Raw genomic sequence first — 15,322 nt, 5'->3', positions numbered from 1 at the left:
ACCAGGGGTGTCCCCTGTCGTCCACGTCGGCTTCGGCTACGCCGCTGGATAGCGGTGACGGGTCAGGTCCGCGGCCGTGCGCGCCGCCCGCTCGAAGGGCTCCAGGGTGCCGTGCGCGCGGCAGAGGAGGTGGGCGCCTTCCAGGAGGCCGATGAGGAGGGCGGCGAGGTCGGCGGCCTCGGCGGGGTCCACTCCCGCGGTGGTGAGGCGTTCGGCCAGCTGGTCGGTCCAGGAGGCGAAGGCGGTGGCCGCCACCCGGCGCAGGGGTTCGTCGTCGGGGCCCAGGCCGACGGTCACCGCCGCGACGGCGCAGCCGCTGCCGTCGACCGAGTCCTCCATCACCGGCCGGACGGCCTCCAGGAACCCCTCGACGACGGCCCCCGGGGCGTCGGCGGCGATCCCGGCCAGCCGATCCCGCACGGACCGGCCGTTGCGCGCGGCCGCCTCGGCGACGAGCTGGGCCTTGCCGTCGGGGAAGTGGTGGTAGATGGCCCCGCGGGCGGCGCCGCTGTCCCTGAGGACGTCGGTGAAGGACATGCCCGCGACGCCGCTGCGCCGCAGCGCCCGCACCGTCGCGTCGATCATGCGGTCACGTGTGTCGGCCGCCATCCCCGCCGCCTTTCCACTCCGACTTGACTAGTACGGGCATCCTACTCCATGCTGCGGAGGTCGCTAGGACGTACGTACTAGCGAGAGGCCGGGAAGACCGCACAGCCGGAAAGAAACACCGGAAACAGAGAAGAGGCCGTCCATGCCCATCACCGTCATCGCGCCCCGCGACGTGCTCACCCCCGAGGGCGAGCGCGACATCCTGCCGCGACTGACCGAAACCCTCCTGGAGGCCACCGGCCTGACCGGCAACACCTTCTTCGCCCCGCTCGTCGGCGCCACCCTGCACCTGGTGGAACCGGGGCAGATCCACGCGGGAGGGGTGCCCAAGGCCGTCGTGATCGTCGAGCTCAAGCTCCCCAACATCGGCCTGCCGAGCGTCGAGTCCCGCGCCGCCTTCATCGCGGCCGCGACCGACGTCGTCGACGCCCTGACCATCGCCGGGCACGACCGCGCGGACATCTGGATCAACATCGTCAACGCCCCCGACGGAGGCTGGGGCATCGGCGGCCGCGCCTACACCGGCGACGACCTCGTCACCGCGATCACGGAAGCCGCCAGCGCCGGCTAGGCCCTGTCCGGCGGATCAGGCCGCGGTATAGGCCACGGCGCCTCTTCAGCACAGGCGAGCGGGGCGTGGTGCGTGCAGCTGCAAGGCGGAGGAAGGCGTCGACGCGGAGCGTCGACAACTGACGACAACGCGGCAGATGTGCGTGCCACGCCCCGCGTCCGCGGCCTGATCCGCCGGGCAGGGCCTAGGCGGGCTTCACCAGCCGGGCCTCGTACGCGAACACCGCCGCCTGGGTGCGGTCGCGCAGGCCCAGTTTGACCAGGATGCGGCTGACGTGGGTCTTGATGGTGGACTCGGCGACGACCAGGTTCTCGGCGATCTCCGCGTTGGACAGGCCCCGGGCGATGAGGACCAGGACCTCCGTCTCCCGTTCGGTCAGGTCGCCGTAGGCCGCATGGGCGGTGGGGGGCAGCTGGGGGCCCTCGGTCAGCTTGGAGAACTCGGTGATGAGCCGCCTGGTGACCGAGGGCGCGAGGAGGGCCTCGCCGCCCGCCACCACCCGTACGCCCTCCGCGAGCTGGCGGGCGGAGGCGTCCTTGAGGAGGAAGCCGGAGGCTCCGGCGCGCAGGGCCTGGTAGACGTACTCGTCGAGGTCGAAGGTGGTCAGGACGAGGACCTTCGCCGAGCCGTCCGCCGCCACGATCTCCCTGGTCGCCTCGATGCCGTTCAGTTCGGGCATGCGGATGTCCATCAGGACGACGTCCGGGGAGAGTTCGCGGACCCGGTCCACCGCCTCCCGGCCGTTGACCGCCTCGCCGACGACCTCGATGTCCGGCATCGCGTTCAGCAGCACCGAGAAACCCTCGCGGACCATCATCTGGTCGTCCGCGATCAGCACCCGGACCCTGGTCATGCCTCGTCCCCGTCCGTCATCGCCACCGGCACCGGCACCGGCAGGAACACCGTCACCTCGTAGCCGCCGTCGGCCGTCGGGCCCGTCGTCATCTCACCGTTCAGCATCGTCACCCGCTCCCGCATGCCGGTGATGCCGTGACCGGCTCCGGGGGACGGCTTCAGCAGCGACGGCACGGGCGGCGCGGAGTTGACGACGCGCAGGCCGAGGCCGCCGAGGACGTACCCGATCTCCACGCGGGCGGTCGCGGCGGGCGCGTGGCGCAGGGCGTTGCTGAGCGCCTCCTGGACGATGCGGTACGCCGACAGCTCCACCCCCTGCGGCAGCTCCCGTACCGCCCCCGTGACCACCTTCTCGACGGTCAGGCCGGCCTCCCGTACGTTCGCCAGCAGGGCGTCCAGGTCGGCGAGGGTGGGCTGGGGGGCGTCCGGGGCCTCGTAGTCCTCGGCGCGGACCACGCCCAGCACGCGGCGCAGTTCGGTCAGGGCCGCGACCGCGTTCTCCCGGATGGTGGCGAACGCCTTGGTCAGCTCCTCCGGCGGGTTCTCCACCCGGTAGGGGGCGGCCTCCGCCTGGATGGCGACCACCGACATGTGATGGGCCACCACGTCGTGCAGCTCGCGGGCGATGGTGGTGCGCTCCTCCAGGAGGGTGCGGCGGGAACGCTCGTGCGCGGTGACCGTCTGCTGGGCGGTCACCTCCTGCTCGGCGTCCCGTCGTATGTGCCAGACGGTGACACCGAGGAGAGCCACTGCGGAGAGGAACAGCAGCGGCAGCGTGTTCTTGTCGTAGGAGTGGCCCCAGCCGAACATCGTCTCGCTCATCACGCCGTACGTCGCTGTCAGCAGCCACATCCACGCGGCCGTGCGTGGCCGGGTGCGGAGGGCCACGACGGTGAGCACCACGAGGTGGCTGACGAAACTGCTGGGCGTCCAGGGCCAGTCGCCCCCCGTGTCGTTGAACAGGACCGAGAGCGGGGTGGCGGCCATGGACGCCCAGAACGCGCCGACCGGCCGGACCATGGTCAGCAGGACCGGTCCCAGCGAGAGCACCATCAGGGCCAGTGCCGCGCCCGATGCCTCGCTGTCCACGGAGGCGACCAGCACCGCGAACAGGCCGGCGGCCGTGATCAGCGCATGGTGCCTCCAGGCCGCGTACTCCCGCAGGTGGCCCGGCAGTCGGCGGACGAGCGGGCCGTCCACGCCCGTGCGGGGCAGGGGGCGGTAGGCGAAGGGATCCTGGAAGAGCTCCTGCCGCAGTCCGCGCAGGGCGTCCAGCGTCGCCCTCGCCTCGGGGCTGCGCGGCTTGTACGGGTCGTGGGGGTGAGGCTGCGTCGTCTCGGTCACGTCAGCACCGTAGGCCGGGGCCGCGCCGGGGGTCGTCCCCTGTGAGGAGGGTTCTGCCGGGTCCGTCTCAAGTACTACGGGGGCGCTGCGCCGGGTCACCACGCCAGCTGGGCGATCTCCTCCGCCACCACCGCGCAGGCGTCCGCCGCCGGGTCGATCAGCGGGAAGTGGCCCACGTCCTCCAGCAGGGTCAGCCCGACGACCTCGCCCGCCTTCGCCGCAGCCTCCGTGTAGGACTCGGCGACGGCCTGCGGTACGTCGATGTCGGCGCGGCCCTGGACGAGGGTGGTGGCGATGCCGGTGGGGAGCAGGAGCGCCGGGTCGGCGTAGGGCCGGCGCTCGGCGAAGTGCTCGTCGCCGCCGAGGAGTTGGTGTGCGGCGCCGCCGCAGACGTCCAGCTTCTCGGCGACCGTGAAGTCGGCGATGGGCGCGAGCGCGACCACGCCGCGCAGCGGAGCCGGGCCGTCCGTGCGCCACGGGGAGCCGGCGGGCAGGACGTGGCGGGCCGCCGCCCACAGGGCGAGGTGGCCGCCGGCCGAGTGCCCGGTGAGGACCGTGCGGCGCGGGTCGGCCTGCGGGAGGGTCGCCCGGACGAGGGCGGGGAGCGCGTCGAGGGCGGCGGCCACGTCGTCGAAGGTGTCCGGCCAGCGGCCCGCGACCGGCTGCGCGTCCGGCGGGCCGCCCTGCGTGCCCCGCCGGTACTCCACGTTCGCCACGGCGAAGCCGCGCCGGGCCAGGTAGTCGGCGAACGGGGTGACGTGGCGGCGGTCGTACGGGGCGCGCCAGGCGCCGCCGTGCAGGACGACGACCAGAGGGGCGACCGGGCCGGCCTCGGTGCGCGGGGCGTAGAAGTCGATGACCTGGTCGGGATGGTCGCCGTAGGCGGCGGTGGCGTCGGGGTCGACGGGCGGGTGCGAGAAGGCCGACTGCTCCTCGGCGGCGGCCCGGGCTGCGGCGACGTCGTCCGGCATGCTCCAACCTCTCAGCGACGAAACGGGTTTGGCGGACGGGGTGGGAACGGACCTGCGGGTGGTTCGGGCCGTTGGCGGGGACGCTATCAGGCTGGTGACGTGCGCGGACACGGGGATGTCACGCTCGGTGAGGGTCGGGCTTCGAGGAGGCTGCCATGTCCGTCGAGCCAGGCACTTTGCGGCGGGCTTGGGTCGGCAGGACGACGGTGTACCGGCGGTGGGGGTCGGTGACGGGGCTGGTCGCGGACCTGCTGACGGACCTCGCGGAGCGCGCCGGCCCGGGAGGAGACCGGGTCGCCGGCGGGGGGCTGGGCCGGGGGTGGGTCCGCTCCCCGCGCTGGCGGGGTGCCGCTGCGCCCACCCGTGCCGCCTGGGGGCACCTCCCAGGCCCTTGAGGCACTGGGGGAGGCACGGATGCCCGCAGCCACGGCGGCTGTGAAGCCGGCGGGACTGCACGTACCCAGGGGCGCGGGGAACTGCGCGATCAGCCCCCCGCCGCCCGCAGGCGCGCTACGACATCAGCTCCCCCAGCACCCTCGCCGCCCGTTCCACGTCCCCGAACCCCACATACAGCGGCGTGAAGCCGAAGCGCAGGACGTCGGGGTGGCGGAAGTCGCCGACGACGCCGCGCTCGATCAGGCGCTTCATCACGCCGCCGGCGTCATCGCAGCGCAGGGCGATCTGACTGCCGCGTTCCGCGTGGGCGACCGGGGTCAGGGACTCCACACGACCCTCGGGGACGTACTCCGCGACGCACTCCAGGAAGAAGTCCGTCAGCGCGAGCGACTTCGCGCGGACGGCGTCGACGGAGACCCCGTCCCAGACGCCGAGGGCGGCCTCCAGGGCGAGCATGGAGAGGATGTCCGGCGTGCCCACGCGCCCGCGCACCGCCCCGGACGCCGCCTCGTAGCCCTGCCGCATCCCGAAGGGCTCGGCGTGCGAGTTCCAGCCGGGGAGCGGGGAGTCGAAGCGGTCCTGCAGATCGCCGCGGACGTACAGGTACGCCGGTGAACCCGGGCCGCCGTTCAGGTACTTGTAGGTGCAGCCGACCGCCAGGTCCACCCCGTGCTCGTCGAGCCCCACCGGCAGCGCGCCCGCGCTGTGGCACAGGTCCCAGACGGCCAGCGCGCCCGCCGCGTGGACGGCGGCCGTGAGGGACGGGAGGTCGTGCAGCCGGCCGGTGCGGTAGTCCACGTGGTTCAGCAACACCACCGCCGTGCGGTCGGACAGCGCCCCGGGGACCTCCCCCGGTGTCACCGGCCGCAGCCGGCACCCCGTCAGCCGGGCCGCCGACTCCGCGATGTACCCGTCCGTGGGGAAGGTCGTCGCGTCGACGAGGATCTCGTCACGGCGCTCCGACGCCGCCCCCGCCATCCGCACCGCGGCCACAACCGCCTTGAAGACATTCACGCTCGTCGAGTCGCCCACCACGACCTGCCCCGGCCCCGCCCCCACCAGCGGCGCGATCCGGTCGCCGATCCGCTCCGGCGCCGTCCACCAGCCACTCTCCTCCCAGGAGCGGATGCGCAGCTCACCCCACTGCCGGCGGACGACGTCCTCGACGGCACCCGGGACGGCGGCGGGCAGCGCGCCCAGCGAGTTGCCGTCCAGGTACACGACATCGTCCAGCACGAACTCCGCCCGCTTGGCGGCCAGTTCGTCCTCCGCGTCCAGCTTCTGCGCCCGCACCGCCGACTCAGACATGGGACCTCGCCGTCCACAGCTCGGGGAACACGTTCTTCTGCGCCCGCTTCTCCAGCCAGGCCACACCGGCGGAGCCGCCCGTGCCGGCCTTGGCGCCCATCGCACGCCGCGTGGCGACGAGATGGTCGTTGCGCCAGCGCCACACCAGCTCGCCGACGTCCGTCAACGCCTCGCCGAGCCGGGCGAGTTCGTCGTCCGGGTCACCGGAGTAGACGGCCGTCCAGGCGGCTTCCACCTCCGGCGACGACTCGTAGCGGCGCGCGATGTCGCGGCGCAGCACCGCGTCCGGGATCGCGTGCCCGCGCCGGGCGAGCAGCCGTACGACCTCGTCGTAGAGGCTGGGCTCGTGCAGGGCCTTCTCCAGTTCCGCGTGGACGCGGGGCGCGCCGCGGTGCGGGACGAGCATCGACGCGGACTTCTCGCCGAGCAGGAACTCCATGCGGCGGTACATCGCCGACTGGAAGCCGGAACCCTCGCCGAGGGCGGAGCGGTACGAGTTGAACTGGGCCGGGGTGAGCTGCCCCAGCGGCCTCCAGGAGGCGTTCAGCGCCTCCAGCTCGCGGACGGAACGCTTCAGCGCGTCGATCGCCACCGGCACCCGGTCCTGCCGCAGCGCCCGCGCCGCGGTCTCCCACTCGTGCACGATGACGGTGAACCACAGCTCCATGACCTGGGTCGTGACCAGGAAGACCATCTCTCCGGGGTCGTCGGAGAGGGTGTGCTGGAGGTGGGTGAGCACGTCCGCCTTGACGTAGTCCTCGTACGGCGTCGTGCCGGCGAAGTCGAGATGCGGGGTCTCGGGCTCGTGTGCCTCGTCATGAGTCTCGTGAGCCTCTTGGGACATCGCTGTCTCCTGTTGTTACTCCGGGTAGCGGTCCGCCCCTGCCGATGCCGGCACGGGGGCCCCGGTCCCCAGGGGCATCCTGCGCAATGACCCCCCGGTGCCGCAAGGCCCGCCCGGATCACAGACGGGCCTCACGGCCGTACGACGGTCAGCCGAGCGTCTGGGCGGCCGTCGGTGAGGAGTCCTTCAGGAACTGGGTGCAGCGCTCGTACTCCTCCTGCTCGCCGATCGCCTGCGCGGCGCGGGCGAGGGCGTGCAGGGCCCGCAGGAAGCCACGGTTCGGCTCGTGCTCCCAGGGGACCGGGCCGTGGCCCTTCCAGCCGTTGCGGCGCAGCGAGTCCAGGCCGCGGTGGTAGCCGGTACGGGCATAGGCGTACGACTCCACGACGCTGCCCCGCCCGAACGCCTCGTCGGCCAGCTGGGCCCAGGCCAGCGACGACGTCGGGTACTCCGCGGCGACCTCGGCGGACGGCGTGCCGTTCGCCAGCAGCTGGCGGGGCTCCGGGTCGTCGGGCAGGTGGGTCGGGGGCGGGCCCCCGAGGAGGTTCTCGTGAATGGACATGGGGTCCAGTGTGGTGGGTGGGCCGCCTCCCGGGCGAGTCAGGTGACCTCCGGCCGCGGGTGCGTGCCTCACGGGTGCGGACCGTCCCCCTCCTCCAGCGGCGGCGCCGTCACCCAGCCGTGGCTGCGGCACTCCGGGTGGGCGCACTCGGCCGGCAGCCGCCGCACCGTCGCGAAGGCCAGCACCGCCCCCACCACCAGCACCCCGGCACACCACGCCATCGCCACCCGGAACGCCTCGTCGAAGGCGCCCGCCGACCGGTACGCCTCCGGCCCCATCCCCGCCAGCAGCGGCAGCGCGGCCACCGCCATCAGCCCCGCCGCCCGGGCCGCCGCGTTGTTGACCCCGCTGGCCAGCCCGGCGCGGGCGGTGTCCACGGAGGCGAGCACGGTCGCGGTCAGCGGAGCGACCAGCGTGACCATGCCGAGGCCCAGCACCAGCATCGCGGGCAGCACATCGACGGCGTACGAGGCGTCCGGGCCGGCCCGCAGCATCAGCAGCATGCCCGCCGCGCACAGCAGCGGCCCCACCGTCAGCGGGATCCGCGGCCCGATCCGCTCCCCCAGCTGCCCCGAGCGCGCGGACAGCAGCAGCATCAGCACGGTCGTCGGCAGCAGCGCCGCCCCCGCGCCCAGCGCCGAGTACCCGGACACCACCTGCAACTGCACCGCCGTGAGGAAGAAGAAGCCGCCGAAGGCCGCGTACACGCACAGCGTCACCAGGTTCACCGCCGTGAACTGGCGCGACGAGAAGATGTCCGGCGGCATCATCGGGTCCGGGCGGCGCCGTTCCACGAGGACGAAGGCGACCCCGGCCGCGATCCCGACCGCCCCCGTCAGCGCCGCCAGGACCGTCTGCCCGCCCTCCCCCGCCCCGATCAGCGCGTACGTCACCAGCGCCAGCGCCAGCGCGCCCAGGGCCGCGCCCAGCACGTCGAACCGGCCTTGTCTGCCGACGTCCCCGGACTCCGGGACATGCCGCAGCGCCACCGGCACGCACACCAGCGCCAGCGGCACGTTCAGCAGGAACACCCACCGCCAGCCCGGCCCGTCCACCAGCCAGCCGCCGAGGAAGGGCCCCACGGCCGCGCCGATGCCCCCGAAGCCCGACCACAGCCCGACGGCCCGCCCCCGGTCGTCGGCGTGGAACGACGCCTGGATCAGGGCGAGCGACCCCGGAGTGAGCAGCGCCCCGCCCACCCCCTGCAGGGCCCGCGCGGCCACCAGCACCCCGGCGCTGGGCGCCAGCCCGCACAGCAGCGAGGCCGCCGCGAACCACACCACGCCGATGACGAAGATCCGACGGCGGCCGTAACGGTCGCCCAGCGACCCGCCGAGCAGGATCAGCCCGGCCAGCGTCACCATGTACGCGTTGACCGTCCACTGCAGGGCCGCCAGATCGGCGTCCAGGTCCCACCCGATCCTCGGCAGCGCGACATTGACGACCGTCGAGTCCAGCAGGGCCATGCTGGAGCCGAGGATGGTCGTGAACAGGATCCACTTGCCCTGCGGGGTACCGGTCCGGACGTCGGGCATGCCCCCAGATATACAGCGAGCCCGGCGCCGTCGACAGCTGACGGACACCGGGCTCGCGGTACAGCCCTACGAGGGCTTACTTGATCTTCGTACCGGCCGACCGCAGGTTCTGCGTGGCCTCGACGACACGCGCGGCCATGCTCGCCTCGGCGAGCTTGCCCCAGGTGCGCGGGTCGTAGGTCTTCTTGTTGCCGACCTCGCCGTCGACCTTCAGGACGCCGTCGTAGTTGCGGAACATGTGGTCGGCGACCGGACGGGTGAAGGCGTACTGGGTGTCCGTGTCGATGTTCATCTTCACGACGCCGTTCTCCAGCGCGGTCGCGATCTCCTGCTCGGTGGAGCCGGAGCCGCCGTGGAAGACGAAGTCGAACGGGGACTGCTTGCCGAACTTGGCGGCGACGCCGTCGTTCAGCTCCTTCAGCAGCTCGGGGCGGAGCACCACGTTGCCCGGCTTGTACACGCCGTGGACGTTGCCGAAGGACGCGGCCAGCAGGTAGCGGCCCTTCTCGCCGAGGCCGAGCGCCTCCACCGTACGGATGGCGTCGTCGACGGTCGTGTAGAGGGAGTCGTTGATCTCGTGCGAGACGCCGTCCTCTTCCCCGCCGGTCGGGGTGATCTCCACCTCGAGGATGATCCTGGCGGCGCGGGCGCGCTCCAGCAGCTCCTGGGCGATGGAGAGGTTGTCGGCGAGCGTCTCGGCGGAGCCGTCCCACATGTGGGACTGGAACAGCGGGTTCCGGCCGGCCTTCACGCGCTCCTCGGAGATCGCGAGCAGCGGCCGTACGTACCCGTCGAGCTTGTCCTTCGGGCAGTGGTCGGTGTGCAGGGCGACGGTGACCGGGTACTTCTCGGCGACGATGTGCGCGAACTCGGCGAGGGCGACCGCGCCCGTCACCATGTCCTTGCTGTACTGGCCGCCGAGGAACTCGGCGCCACCCGTCGAGATCTGGATGATGCCGTCGCTCTCCGCCTCCGCGAAGCCGCGCAGCGCCGCATGCAGGGTCTGGGTCGAGGTGACGTTGATGGCCGGGTAGGCGAACTTGCCTGCCTTCGCCCGGTCGAGCATCTCGTTGTAGACCTCGGGGGTTGCGATGGGCATCTGTCCGCTCCTTGTATGTGCGGTGTGAAGTACTGCGTTCTTACGGCCCTGACCTAGACCTGGCGTGCGACATCGTCGTCGATCGCCCCCATCTTCCCAGACCTGGGCGGATGGTCCACGCGGCGGACATTCCAGGGCACGGGGGCCCGTCAGTCCAGACCCAGTTCATCCTTCGAGAAGGCGAAGAGGTAGGGCACACCGGCCCCTTCCCGGATCTTCTCGGCGGCGCCGGTCGCCCGGTCCACGATCGTGGCGACGGCGACGACCTCCGCGCCGGCCTCCCGGACGGCCTCCACGGCGGCCAGCGGTGAGCCGCCCGTGGTGGACGTGTCCTCGACGACGAGCACCCGACGGCCCTTGATCTCCGGGCCCTCGACCCGCCGCTGCAGGCCGTGCGCCTTGGCCGCCTTCCGTACGACGAAGGCGTCGAGCCGCTTCCCGCGCGCGGCGGCCGCGTGCAGCATCGCGGCGGCGACCGGGTCGGCGCCCATGGTGAGCCCGCCGACCGCGTCGAAGTCGAGCTCGGCGGTCAGGTCCAGCAGCACCTGCCCGACCAGCGGCGCGGCCTCGCCGTCCAGGGTGATACGCCGCAGGTCGACGTAGTAGTCCGCCTCCAGACCCGACGACAGGGTCACCTTGCCGTGCACCACGGCCTTGTCCTTGATCTGCTGCAGCAGCGCGCCGCGAACGTCCGTCATGCCGAACAGCTTAGAGCTGGGTCCACCGCCATGTGGTGCTGGCCTCCAGCGGCTCCAGCGGCGTGACCAGGCGCGGGTGGGTGTTCAGCCCGTTGGGCGGCCCGGTCTGCGGCTCCACGCACACGGCCGCCTCCTGCTCGTCGTACAGGACGACCCACTCCTCCGGGCTGCTCACCTTCAGCTCCAGCTGCCCCGGCCAGGTGAGGGTGACGTCGACGCCGCCGGGCATCCCGAAGCAGTCGTCCCAGGGCCCCGGCTTCGGCTCGACCCGGTTCCCGGTCGGCAGGTGATCGTCCCCGCGCTCCTCCTGCCAGGCGGGGTGGAAGTCGATCCGGACGTCCTGATCACCGATGTTCCGGTTGAACCACGGATGCCACCCGATCTGCGCCGGAAACGAATCGTCGTACGTCTCGACCGCCATGCTCAACGTCAGCGCACCCTCCCCCAACGCGACGATCTGCGTGACCCGTCCGCTGTACGGCCACGGCTCCACCAGGTCGTACGTCAGCACCGCCTCGGTCTCCGACCGGCGGGCCACCTTCCACGCCCCGTCGCGAACGGTCCCGTGAATGGCATGCGGCGGGGCGTTCAACGGCATCTGCTGCACGCCGGCCCCGTCCCGGAACCGCCCCTCCCTGATCCGCCCGCACCAGGGAACCATCGGGAAACACCCGAACCGCTCCCCCTGCCGCAACAACTCCACCCCACCGACGCGCAGCCCCCCGACCCGCCCGCCGTTCCCCGCCTGCACGACGGCCTCCGCGTCTCCCGCGGTCAATGTGATGTCTTCGTTACTCACAGGACGACCCTACTGGGGTGATCAAGAGGGCGGGGCCGTGTCCTCACGGGGCACGGCCGCCCGGGCGGCGAGCGCGGGGATCGACGCGATCTTCTCCGCGTCCAGGTCCTCCCAGACCAGCCCCGTCGGCCGGTGCGGCGCCGGGCAGGAGATGACCTCGTCGGGCGTGACGATCAGGTCCACTCCGAAGTCGTGATCGGTTGCGGGGATGTCCTCGTTCAGCACCTGAAGCGAGTGCACCGTGGACACGACCACCGTGCGGGTCCCGATCAGGCCGGCCTCCATCAGAAACGCGAACTCGAGATCCGAATACCCGGCTCCCTTACCGATGCGCACCCCCGCCCGGTTCACCGCGACACTACCGACGACCACCATGTCGACAGGCTGAAGATCATCCACAGCGACACGCGGAGCCACTGCCGCCGCGACCTTGCTGGAGGCCGCCTCCTGCGCCGGGGCGGGGAGCACGGCAGGGTCGAGGAGGTAGAAGGGCCGTGGGTCGGCGAGTCTCGGCACCGCCATGAACACGGTCTTCCCCTCGACGAGGGCCCGAGCCCGCACCGGCAGCTGAGCTTTGTCCGGAACAGCTTTGATCACCCGCGCGTCGCGCCAGGACGTCAGTTCAGCAAGCCGCTCCGCGGCGATCTCGGAACCCTTGAAATTCGGGATACGCCCATGAGCCGTCGTGTCGAGAACGGCACCTGACGCATCGAGCAGGCCCCAGACCCTCTCACGTATCCGCTGCTTCTCCTGGTCCAGACGTGTACGCATGTGGGACTCCTTCATGCCTCTCTCATGCCGCTTCCATCAGTGCCATCAGCCGGTCCTGCGCGTCCTGCACCGGGGGTTCATTCCGCCATGGACGCATCTCCCGAGCCGCCCGAAAGGCGATGTTCATCCCGCCGCCCCCGCGCGTGCTGTTCAGTTCGCTCACAGCGTCGTCGAACGCGGTGAGTGCGGCATCCAGGTCGCCGCACCGGATGTGGGCCAGACTGAGGTTGCCGAGGACGATCGCGCGGGACTTGCGTCGGTCATGGAGTTCGGCGGCGGCATGAGCCAGGAGTTCCGCGGCTTTGCGGTACTTGCCAAGGGAGAGATAGCAGGAGCCGGCCAGACGGGCAAAGTGAGTTGGTGAGAACAGCTCGTGGGCTGCGTCAGCTCCGTGGGCCCGGCTCAGGTGCCTTTCGGCACCCATCAGTGCCCGTTCACACTCGCCTTCGGCGCCCAAGTAGGCGTGAGCCTCCCCAGCATGCAACATGGCGAGCCCCGCGAGTACGTGGCTGGTGCGCCTGGTCGTGCATGCTGCCCGCATGGCCAAGTCCAAGCCCTCTTGGTAGTCGTTGGCTCCGTAAAGGGCCACGTAGCAGGTCCGTAAGAGGGCGTGCCCTTCCGCGTTCGAATCGCCCAGGTGGCGCGCCACTTCGGCGCTCTGCGCGTAGTAGGAGCGAGCCGTGGCGTGGTCCCTTCGCTGAGACGCGTCCCAGACGAGTTGCCCCATGAGGGTGACCGCATCCGTCTGAAGCATGTGCATCTCCCGCTGAACACGTCCCAAGGGGGCTTCTCCGGCAAGGAATGCGACCTGACTCGTGTGTTCGGCGGCACGCACGAGCAACGTCGCAGAGGGCACGCGGTCGTAACGCTCACCCAAGGAATCCATGGCCTGTCGGAGTTCAGCGACCGTCGCGAGATCGACACGGGAGGGATGGCGCATGACGTAGGCCGTACGCTCGGCAAGCGGCCCGTTGTCGAGGGACGAGACCACCAGAAGTTCGTTCAATGCCTCGGGACCGATGCGCAGGGCCTCCGCCAGGCGCGGTCGAATCCACGGTTGGGGCGCCACCTTTCCTGACTCCCAGCGTGCGACGGTGGCCGTTCTACACGAAGGACCTCAGCGAGGCTTTCCTGTGTGTGGCCCACCGCCAGGCGGCGGCGAACCAAACCGTGCCGTTTCAGGGTCATGGAGCGATCTCCCCGTGTCGTTCCTCGCCATCCCTGGAAGCAGAGGTCCCAGGTCATTCCCGGTGATGCGGCATGGATGCCTCATCTCTGCGCCAATTCTGCTCTGGTACGCGGCGGCCGGTAGCGATTCCGTGGATCTGCACCGATTGGATCTCCACCGATCGATGAGCAGACGTCATACCCCGGCGAGGTGGGCTGACCTCCCGGGGCACGGCCGATCTGAACGGAGCAGACCGACATGCATGACCTTATCCGTCGCCTTGCCGCACGGCTGAGGCTTCTACTCGCCCCCGGGCCGAAAGGCGCCGCGCGGACACGCAGTTCCCCGACCGGCGCGCAAGCGCGCCTCACGCCACCATCGTTCTCCACACCGCCGGCTTCGCCATCCCACTCCACCGCTCCCTCTATGGTCTTCACCTGCCTCTCGACGGTGCCGAGTCCCGTCTCGTACGCCCCTACACCGCAGAGGTCGATCCCGACCGGCATCTGATCGGCACGGGGAAGGGAAGCGCCTGATGGAACCCACGTCAGAATCCGTCACGGCTTTTCTCCTCCTGCCGTGGACGTCCCTGGAGGGCAAGCCGTGCTTTCTCTCCACGAACAATGAGGGCGGATATCTGTCGCGCCTCGCCGATGGGTTGGAAGCCGCGCAACTGGCCGAAGGCGCCGACGTACTCGCCCGTGCCCGCAAGGTGCTGGATACCCCCATGGCGCCGCACGCCGAACTGCGCTACGCCGGGATCCGGCTCGCAGAGTGTCTGAGCGACGCACTGCGAGTCGCCGAGTCGCGCGGTCTGCGACTTGCGGAATCGGGGCCACCGGACACGTAGTCAGCCGCCCAGGTGACTCCCGCTCCGATCACATTGGAGCCCCGGGAAGACCCGCGTGCATGGTCGGAGCGGGTGATCAGCACATGAACTGTTGGAACCGACAACACGGAGGTACGCAGTATGAGCACCGCGACCGTTCCGGCTCTCCCCTTCGGAGTACGGCACTTGGTCTCTCCGCCCCCGAACACCGCGGACGCCCCGGTCATCACGTTCAGCGAATCCCTTCAGCTCAACGTGTCCGCCCAGGGCAACCCCTGGCACGCGGAGGCCGCGAACAAGCCGGAGACGCAGACGGAGACCAGCAACGGCGACGGCAACGCGCCGGGGTCCGACAGTGGGACCGACCTGTACTGACATGGGTACGGTCCTCATCCTCACCGGCCGGGACGACCTGACGGCCGACGCTGTGGTTGAGGAACTGGCGCAGCGCGGTGAGAACGTCGTCCGGTATGACACGGCTGATTTCCCCACCGCTTCCCGCCTGGCCGTCTCCCTCACGGGGGACGGCTGGGCGGGCTCCCTCACCGGTTCCCGCCCCCTCCGCCTTGAGACCGTGAAGTCCGTTTGGTGGCGTCGCCCGAACGAGTTCGTCACCCCCGTAGAGTGGCCGGGCCCGGCACGAGCGCTCGCGGTTTCGGAAGCGCGGTCCGGCCTACTGGGCGTGCTCGGGTCTCTTCCCGTCCGATGGATCAACCACCCCGCTCAGGACTCCGCCGCGAATTACAAGCCCCGGCAACTTGCTTTGGCGGCCCGCGTGGGGTTGGACACTCCAGGCACGATCATCACTTCTGACCCGGAACACGCCCGGGTGTTCATGGGGAACGACGCGATGATCTACAAAGGGCTGGGTGGTGGCGTCCTGGGGCCGAATGGCCAACGGCAGTTCCTTCCCGTCTCGCTTGTATCCGCCGACGACGTGGACGACGGTGTCGCCGGTACCGC

16 protein-coding genes and 2 pseudogenes are annotated in these 15,322 nt (G+C 71.1%); 5 read left to right on the top strand and 13 right to left on the bottom strand.

Annotated elements, in window-relative coordinates; genetic code table 11:
• Positions 1-36 precede the first annotated feature (36 nt).
• The gene (locus ACH5AC_RS07750) at positions 37-609 is read right to left on the bottom strand and encodes a TetR/AcrR family transcriptional regulator (protein ID WP_398860782.1); all 573 of its coding nucleotides are present in this window, start codon (positions 607-609) and stop codon (positions 37-39) included.
• Positions 610-751: 142 nt separating this feature from the next.
• On the opposite strand from ACH5AC_RS07750, the gene ACH5AC_RS07745 reads away from it, so the two are divergent.
• Positions 752-1,180: a 4-oxalocrotonate tautomerase family protein gene (locus ACH5AC_RS07745; RefSeq protein WP_398860781.1), complete on the top strand. Its 429-nt coding sequence runs from the start codon at positions 752-754 to the stop codon at positions 1,178-1,180.
• A gap of 184 nt (positions 1,181-1,364) precedes the next feature.
• Here ACH5AC_RS07745 and ACH5AC_RS07740 read toward each other — a convergent pair whose 3' ends face one another.
• From ACH5AC_RS07740 to ACH5AC_RS07730, 3 genes are all read right to left on the bottom strand, one after another.
• Positions 1,365-2,033: a response regulator gene (locus tag ACH5AC_RS07740; RefSeq protein ID WP_398860780.1), complete on the bottom strand. Its 669-nt coding sequence runs from the start codon at positions 2,031-2,033 to the stop codon at positions 1,365-1,367.
• Positions 2,030-3,379, bottom strand: a complete 1,350-nt coding sequence (locus ACH5AC_RS07735) for a sensor histidine kinase (protein ID WP_398860779.1) — start codon at positions 3,377-3,379, stop codon at positions 2,030-2,032. Before ACH5AC_RS07735 ends, ACH5AC_RS07740 begins: the two co-directional genes overlap by 4 nt.
• Before the next feature lie 95 nt (positions 3,380-3,474).
• A complete protein-coding gene (locus ACH5AC_RS07730) occupies positions 3,475-4,350 on the bottom strand; it encodes an alpha/beta hydrolase (protein WP_398860778.1) in 876 nt (291 codons plus the stop codon).
• Between the two features lie 179 nt (positions 4,351-4,529).
• Here ACH5AC_RS07730 and ACH5AC_RS07725 point away from each other — a divergent pair.
• Positions 4,530-4,631 (top strand): annotated as a pseudogene (locus ACH5AC_RS07725) (TetR family transcriptional regulator); the annotation flags it as partial.
• A gap of 229 nt (positions 4,632-4,860) precedes the next feature.
• Here ACH5AC_RS07725 and kynU read toward each other — a convergent pair.
• The 9 genes from kynU to ACH5AC_RS07680 all read right to left on the bottom strand — a co-directional run bounded on the left by kynU (position 4,861) and on the right by ACH5AC_RS07680 (position 13,431).
• Positions 4,861-6,054, bottom strand: a complete 1,194-nt coding sequence (gene kynU / locus ACH5AC_RS07720) for a kynureninase (protein ID WP_398860777.1) — start codon at positions 6,052-6,054, stop codon at positions 4,861-4,863.
• Positions 6,047-6,898, bottom strand: coding sequence for a tryptophan 2,3-dioxygenase family protein (locus tag ACH5AC_RS07715; RefSeq protein WP_398860776.1), 852 nt, complete (start codon positions 6,896-6,898; stop codon positions 6,047-6,049). The genes kynU and ACH5AC_RS07715 overlap by 8 nt, the downstream gene beginning before the upstream one ends.
• Positions 6,899-7,046: 148 nt before the next feature.
• Entirely contained in the window at positions 7,047-7,460 is a 414-nt protein-coding gene (locus ACH5AC_RS07710; RefSeq protein WP_398860775.1) for a DUF3151 domain-containing protein, read from the bottom strand.
• Between the two features lie 68 nt (positions 7,461-7,528).
• On the bottom strand, positions 7,529-8,995 hold the full coding sequence (locus ACH5AC_RS07705; RefSeq protein WP_398860774.1) for an MFS transporter: 1,467 nt from the start codon (positions 8,993-8,995) through the stop codon (positions 7,529-7,531).
• Between the two features lie 76 nt (positions 8,996-9,071).
• Positions 9,072-10,094, bottom strand: coding sequence for a class II fructose-bisphosphate aldolase (gene fbaA / locus ACH5AC_RS07700; protein WP_398860773.1), 1,023 nt, complete (start codon positions 10,092-10,094; stop codon positions 9,072-9,074).
• 149 nt (positions 10,095-10,243) lie between these two features.
• Positions 10,244-10,792, bottom strand: a complete 549-nt coding sequence (gene pyrE, locus ACH5AC_RS07695) for an orotate phosphoribosyltransferase (protein WP_398860772.1) — start codon at positions 10,790-10,792, stop codon at positions 10,244-10,246.
• Positions 10,793-10,802: 10 nt separating this feature from the next.
• Positions 10,803-11,591 (bottom strand): aldose 1-epimerase, encoded by a 789-nt coding sequence (locus tag ACH5AC_RS07690; protein ID WP_398860771.1) that lies wholly within the window; start codon positions 11,589-11,591, stop codon positions 10,803-10,805.
• Positions 11,592-11,612: 21 nt separating this feature from the next.
• Positions 11,613-12,362 (bottom strand): 5-formyltetrahydrofolate cyclo-ligase, encoded by a 750-nt coding sequence (locus ACH5AC_RS07685; protein ID WP_398860770.1) that lies wholly within the window; start codon positions 12,360-12,362, stop codon positions 11,613-11,615.
• Positions 12,363-12,384: 22 nt separating this feature from the next.
• Positions 12,385-13,431, bottom strand: coding sequence for a transcriptional regulator (locus tag ACH5AC_RS07680; RefSeq protein WP_398860769.1), 1,047 nt, complete (start codon positions 13,429-13,431; stop codon positions 12,385-12,387).
• 634 nt (positions 13,432-14,065) lie between these two features.
• Between ACH5AC_RS07680 and ACH5AC_RS07675 the strand changes: the two genes are divergently transcribed.
• The 3 genes and pseudogenes from ACH5AC_RS07675 to ACH5AC_RS07665 all read left to right on the top strand — a co-directional run.
• The gene (locus ACH5AC_RS07675; RefSeq protein WP_398860768.1) at positions 14,066-14,380 is read left to right on the top strand and encodes a hypothetical protein; all 315 of its coding nucleotides are present in this window, start codon (positions 14,066-14,068) and stop codon (positions 14,378-14,380) included.
• Positions 14,381-14,500: 120 nt separating this feature from the next.
• Complete coding sequence (tgmA, locus tag ACH5AC_RS07670; protein WP_398860767.1) at positions 14,501-14,734, top strand: putative ATP-grasp-modified RiPP; 234 nt, start codon at positions 14,501-14,503, stop codon at positions 14,732-14,734.
• Position 14,735: 1 nt separating this feature from the next.
• Positions 14,736-15,074, top strand: a pseudogene (locus ACH5AC_RS07665) (MvdC/MvdD family ATP grasp protein); the annotation flags it as partial.
• Positions 15,075-15,322: the final 248 nt, after the last annotated feature.

It is taken from the genome of Streptomyces sp. NPDC018693 (assembly GCF_044391385.1).
Lineage (GTDB): Bacteria > Actinomycetota > Actinomycetes > Streptomycetales > Streptomycetaceae > Streptomyces.
Note: the sequence above shows the minus strand (reverse complement) of the source record. Positions and strands in the feature narration are given on the sequence as shown.

Coding starts and splice junctions, on each gene's coding strand:
- ACH5AC_RS07685 (WP_398860770.1), bottom strand. CDS start 12,362: ATGCGTACACGTCTGGACCAGGAGAAGCAGCGGATACGTGAGAGGGTC.
- ACH5AC_RS07705 (WP_398860774.1), bottom strand. CDS start 8,995: ATGCCCGACGTCCGGACCGGTACCCCGCAGGGCAAGTGGATCCTGTTC.
- ACH5AC_RS07750 (WP_398860782.1), bottom strand. CDS start 609: ATGGCGGCCGACACACGTGACCGCATGATCGACGCGACGGTGCGGGCG.
- kynU (WP_398860777.1), bottom strand. CDS start 6,054: ATGTCTGAGTCGGCGGTGCGGGCGCAGAAGCTGGACGCGGAGGACGAA.
- ACH5AC_RS07675 (WP_398860768.1), top strand. CDS start 14,066: ATGGAACCCACGTCAGAATCCGTCACGGCTTTTCTCCTCCTGCCGTGG.
- ACH5AC_RS07715 (WP_398860776.1), bottom strand. CDS start 6,898: ATGTCCCAAGAGGCTCACGAGACTCATGACGAGGCACACGAGCCCGAG.
- tgmA (WP_398860767.1), top strand. CDS start 14,501: ATGAGCACCGCGACCGTTCCGGCTCTCCCCTTCGGAGTACGGCACTTG.
- pyrE (WP_398860772.1), bottom strand. CDS start 10,792: ATGACGGACGTTCGCGGCGCGCTGCTGCAGCAGATCAAGGACAAGGCC.
- ACH5AC_RS07730 (WP_398860778.1), bottom strand. CDS start 4,350: ATGCCGGACGACGTCGCCGCAGCCCGGGCCGCCGCCGAGGAGCAGTCG.
- fbaA (WP_398860773.1), bottom strand. CDS start 10,094: ATGCCCATCGCAACCCCCGAGGTCTACAACGAGATGCTCGACCGGGCG.
- ACH5AC_RS07740 (WP_398860780.1), bottom strand. CDS start 2,033: ATGACCAGGGTCCGGGTGCTGATCGCGGACGACCAGATGATGGTCCGC.
- ACH5AC_RS07745 (WP_398860781.1), top strand. CDS start 752: ATGCCCATCACCGTCATCGCGCCCCGCGACGTGCTCACCCCCGAGGGC.
- ACH5AC_RS07710 (WP_398860775.1), bottom strand. CDS start 7,460: ATGTCCATTCACGAGAACCTCCTCGGGGGCCCGCCCCCGACCCACCTG.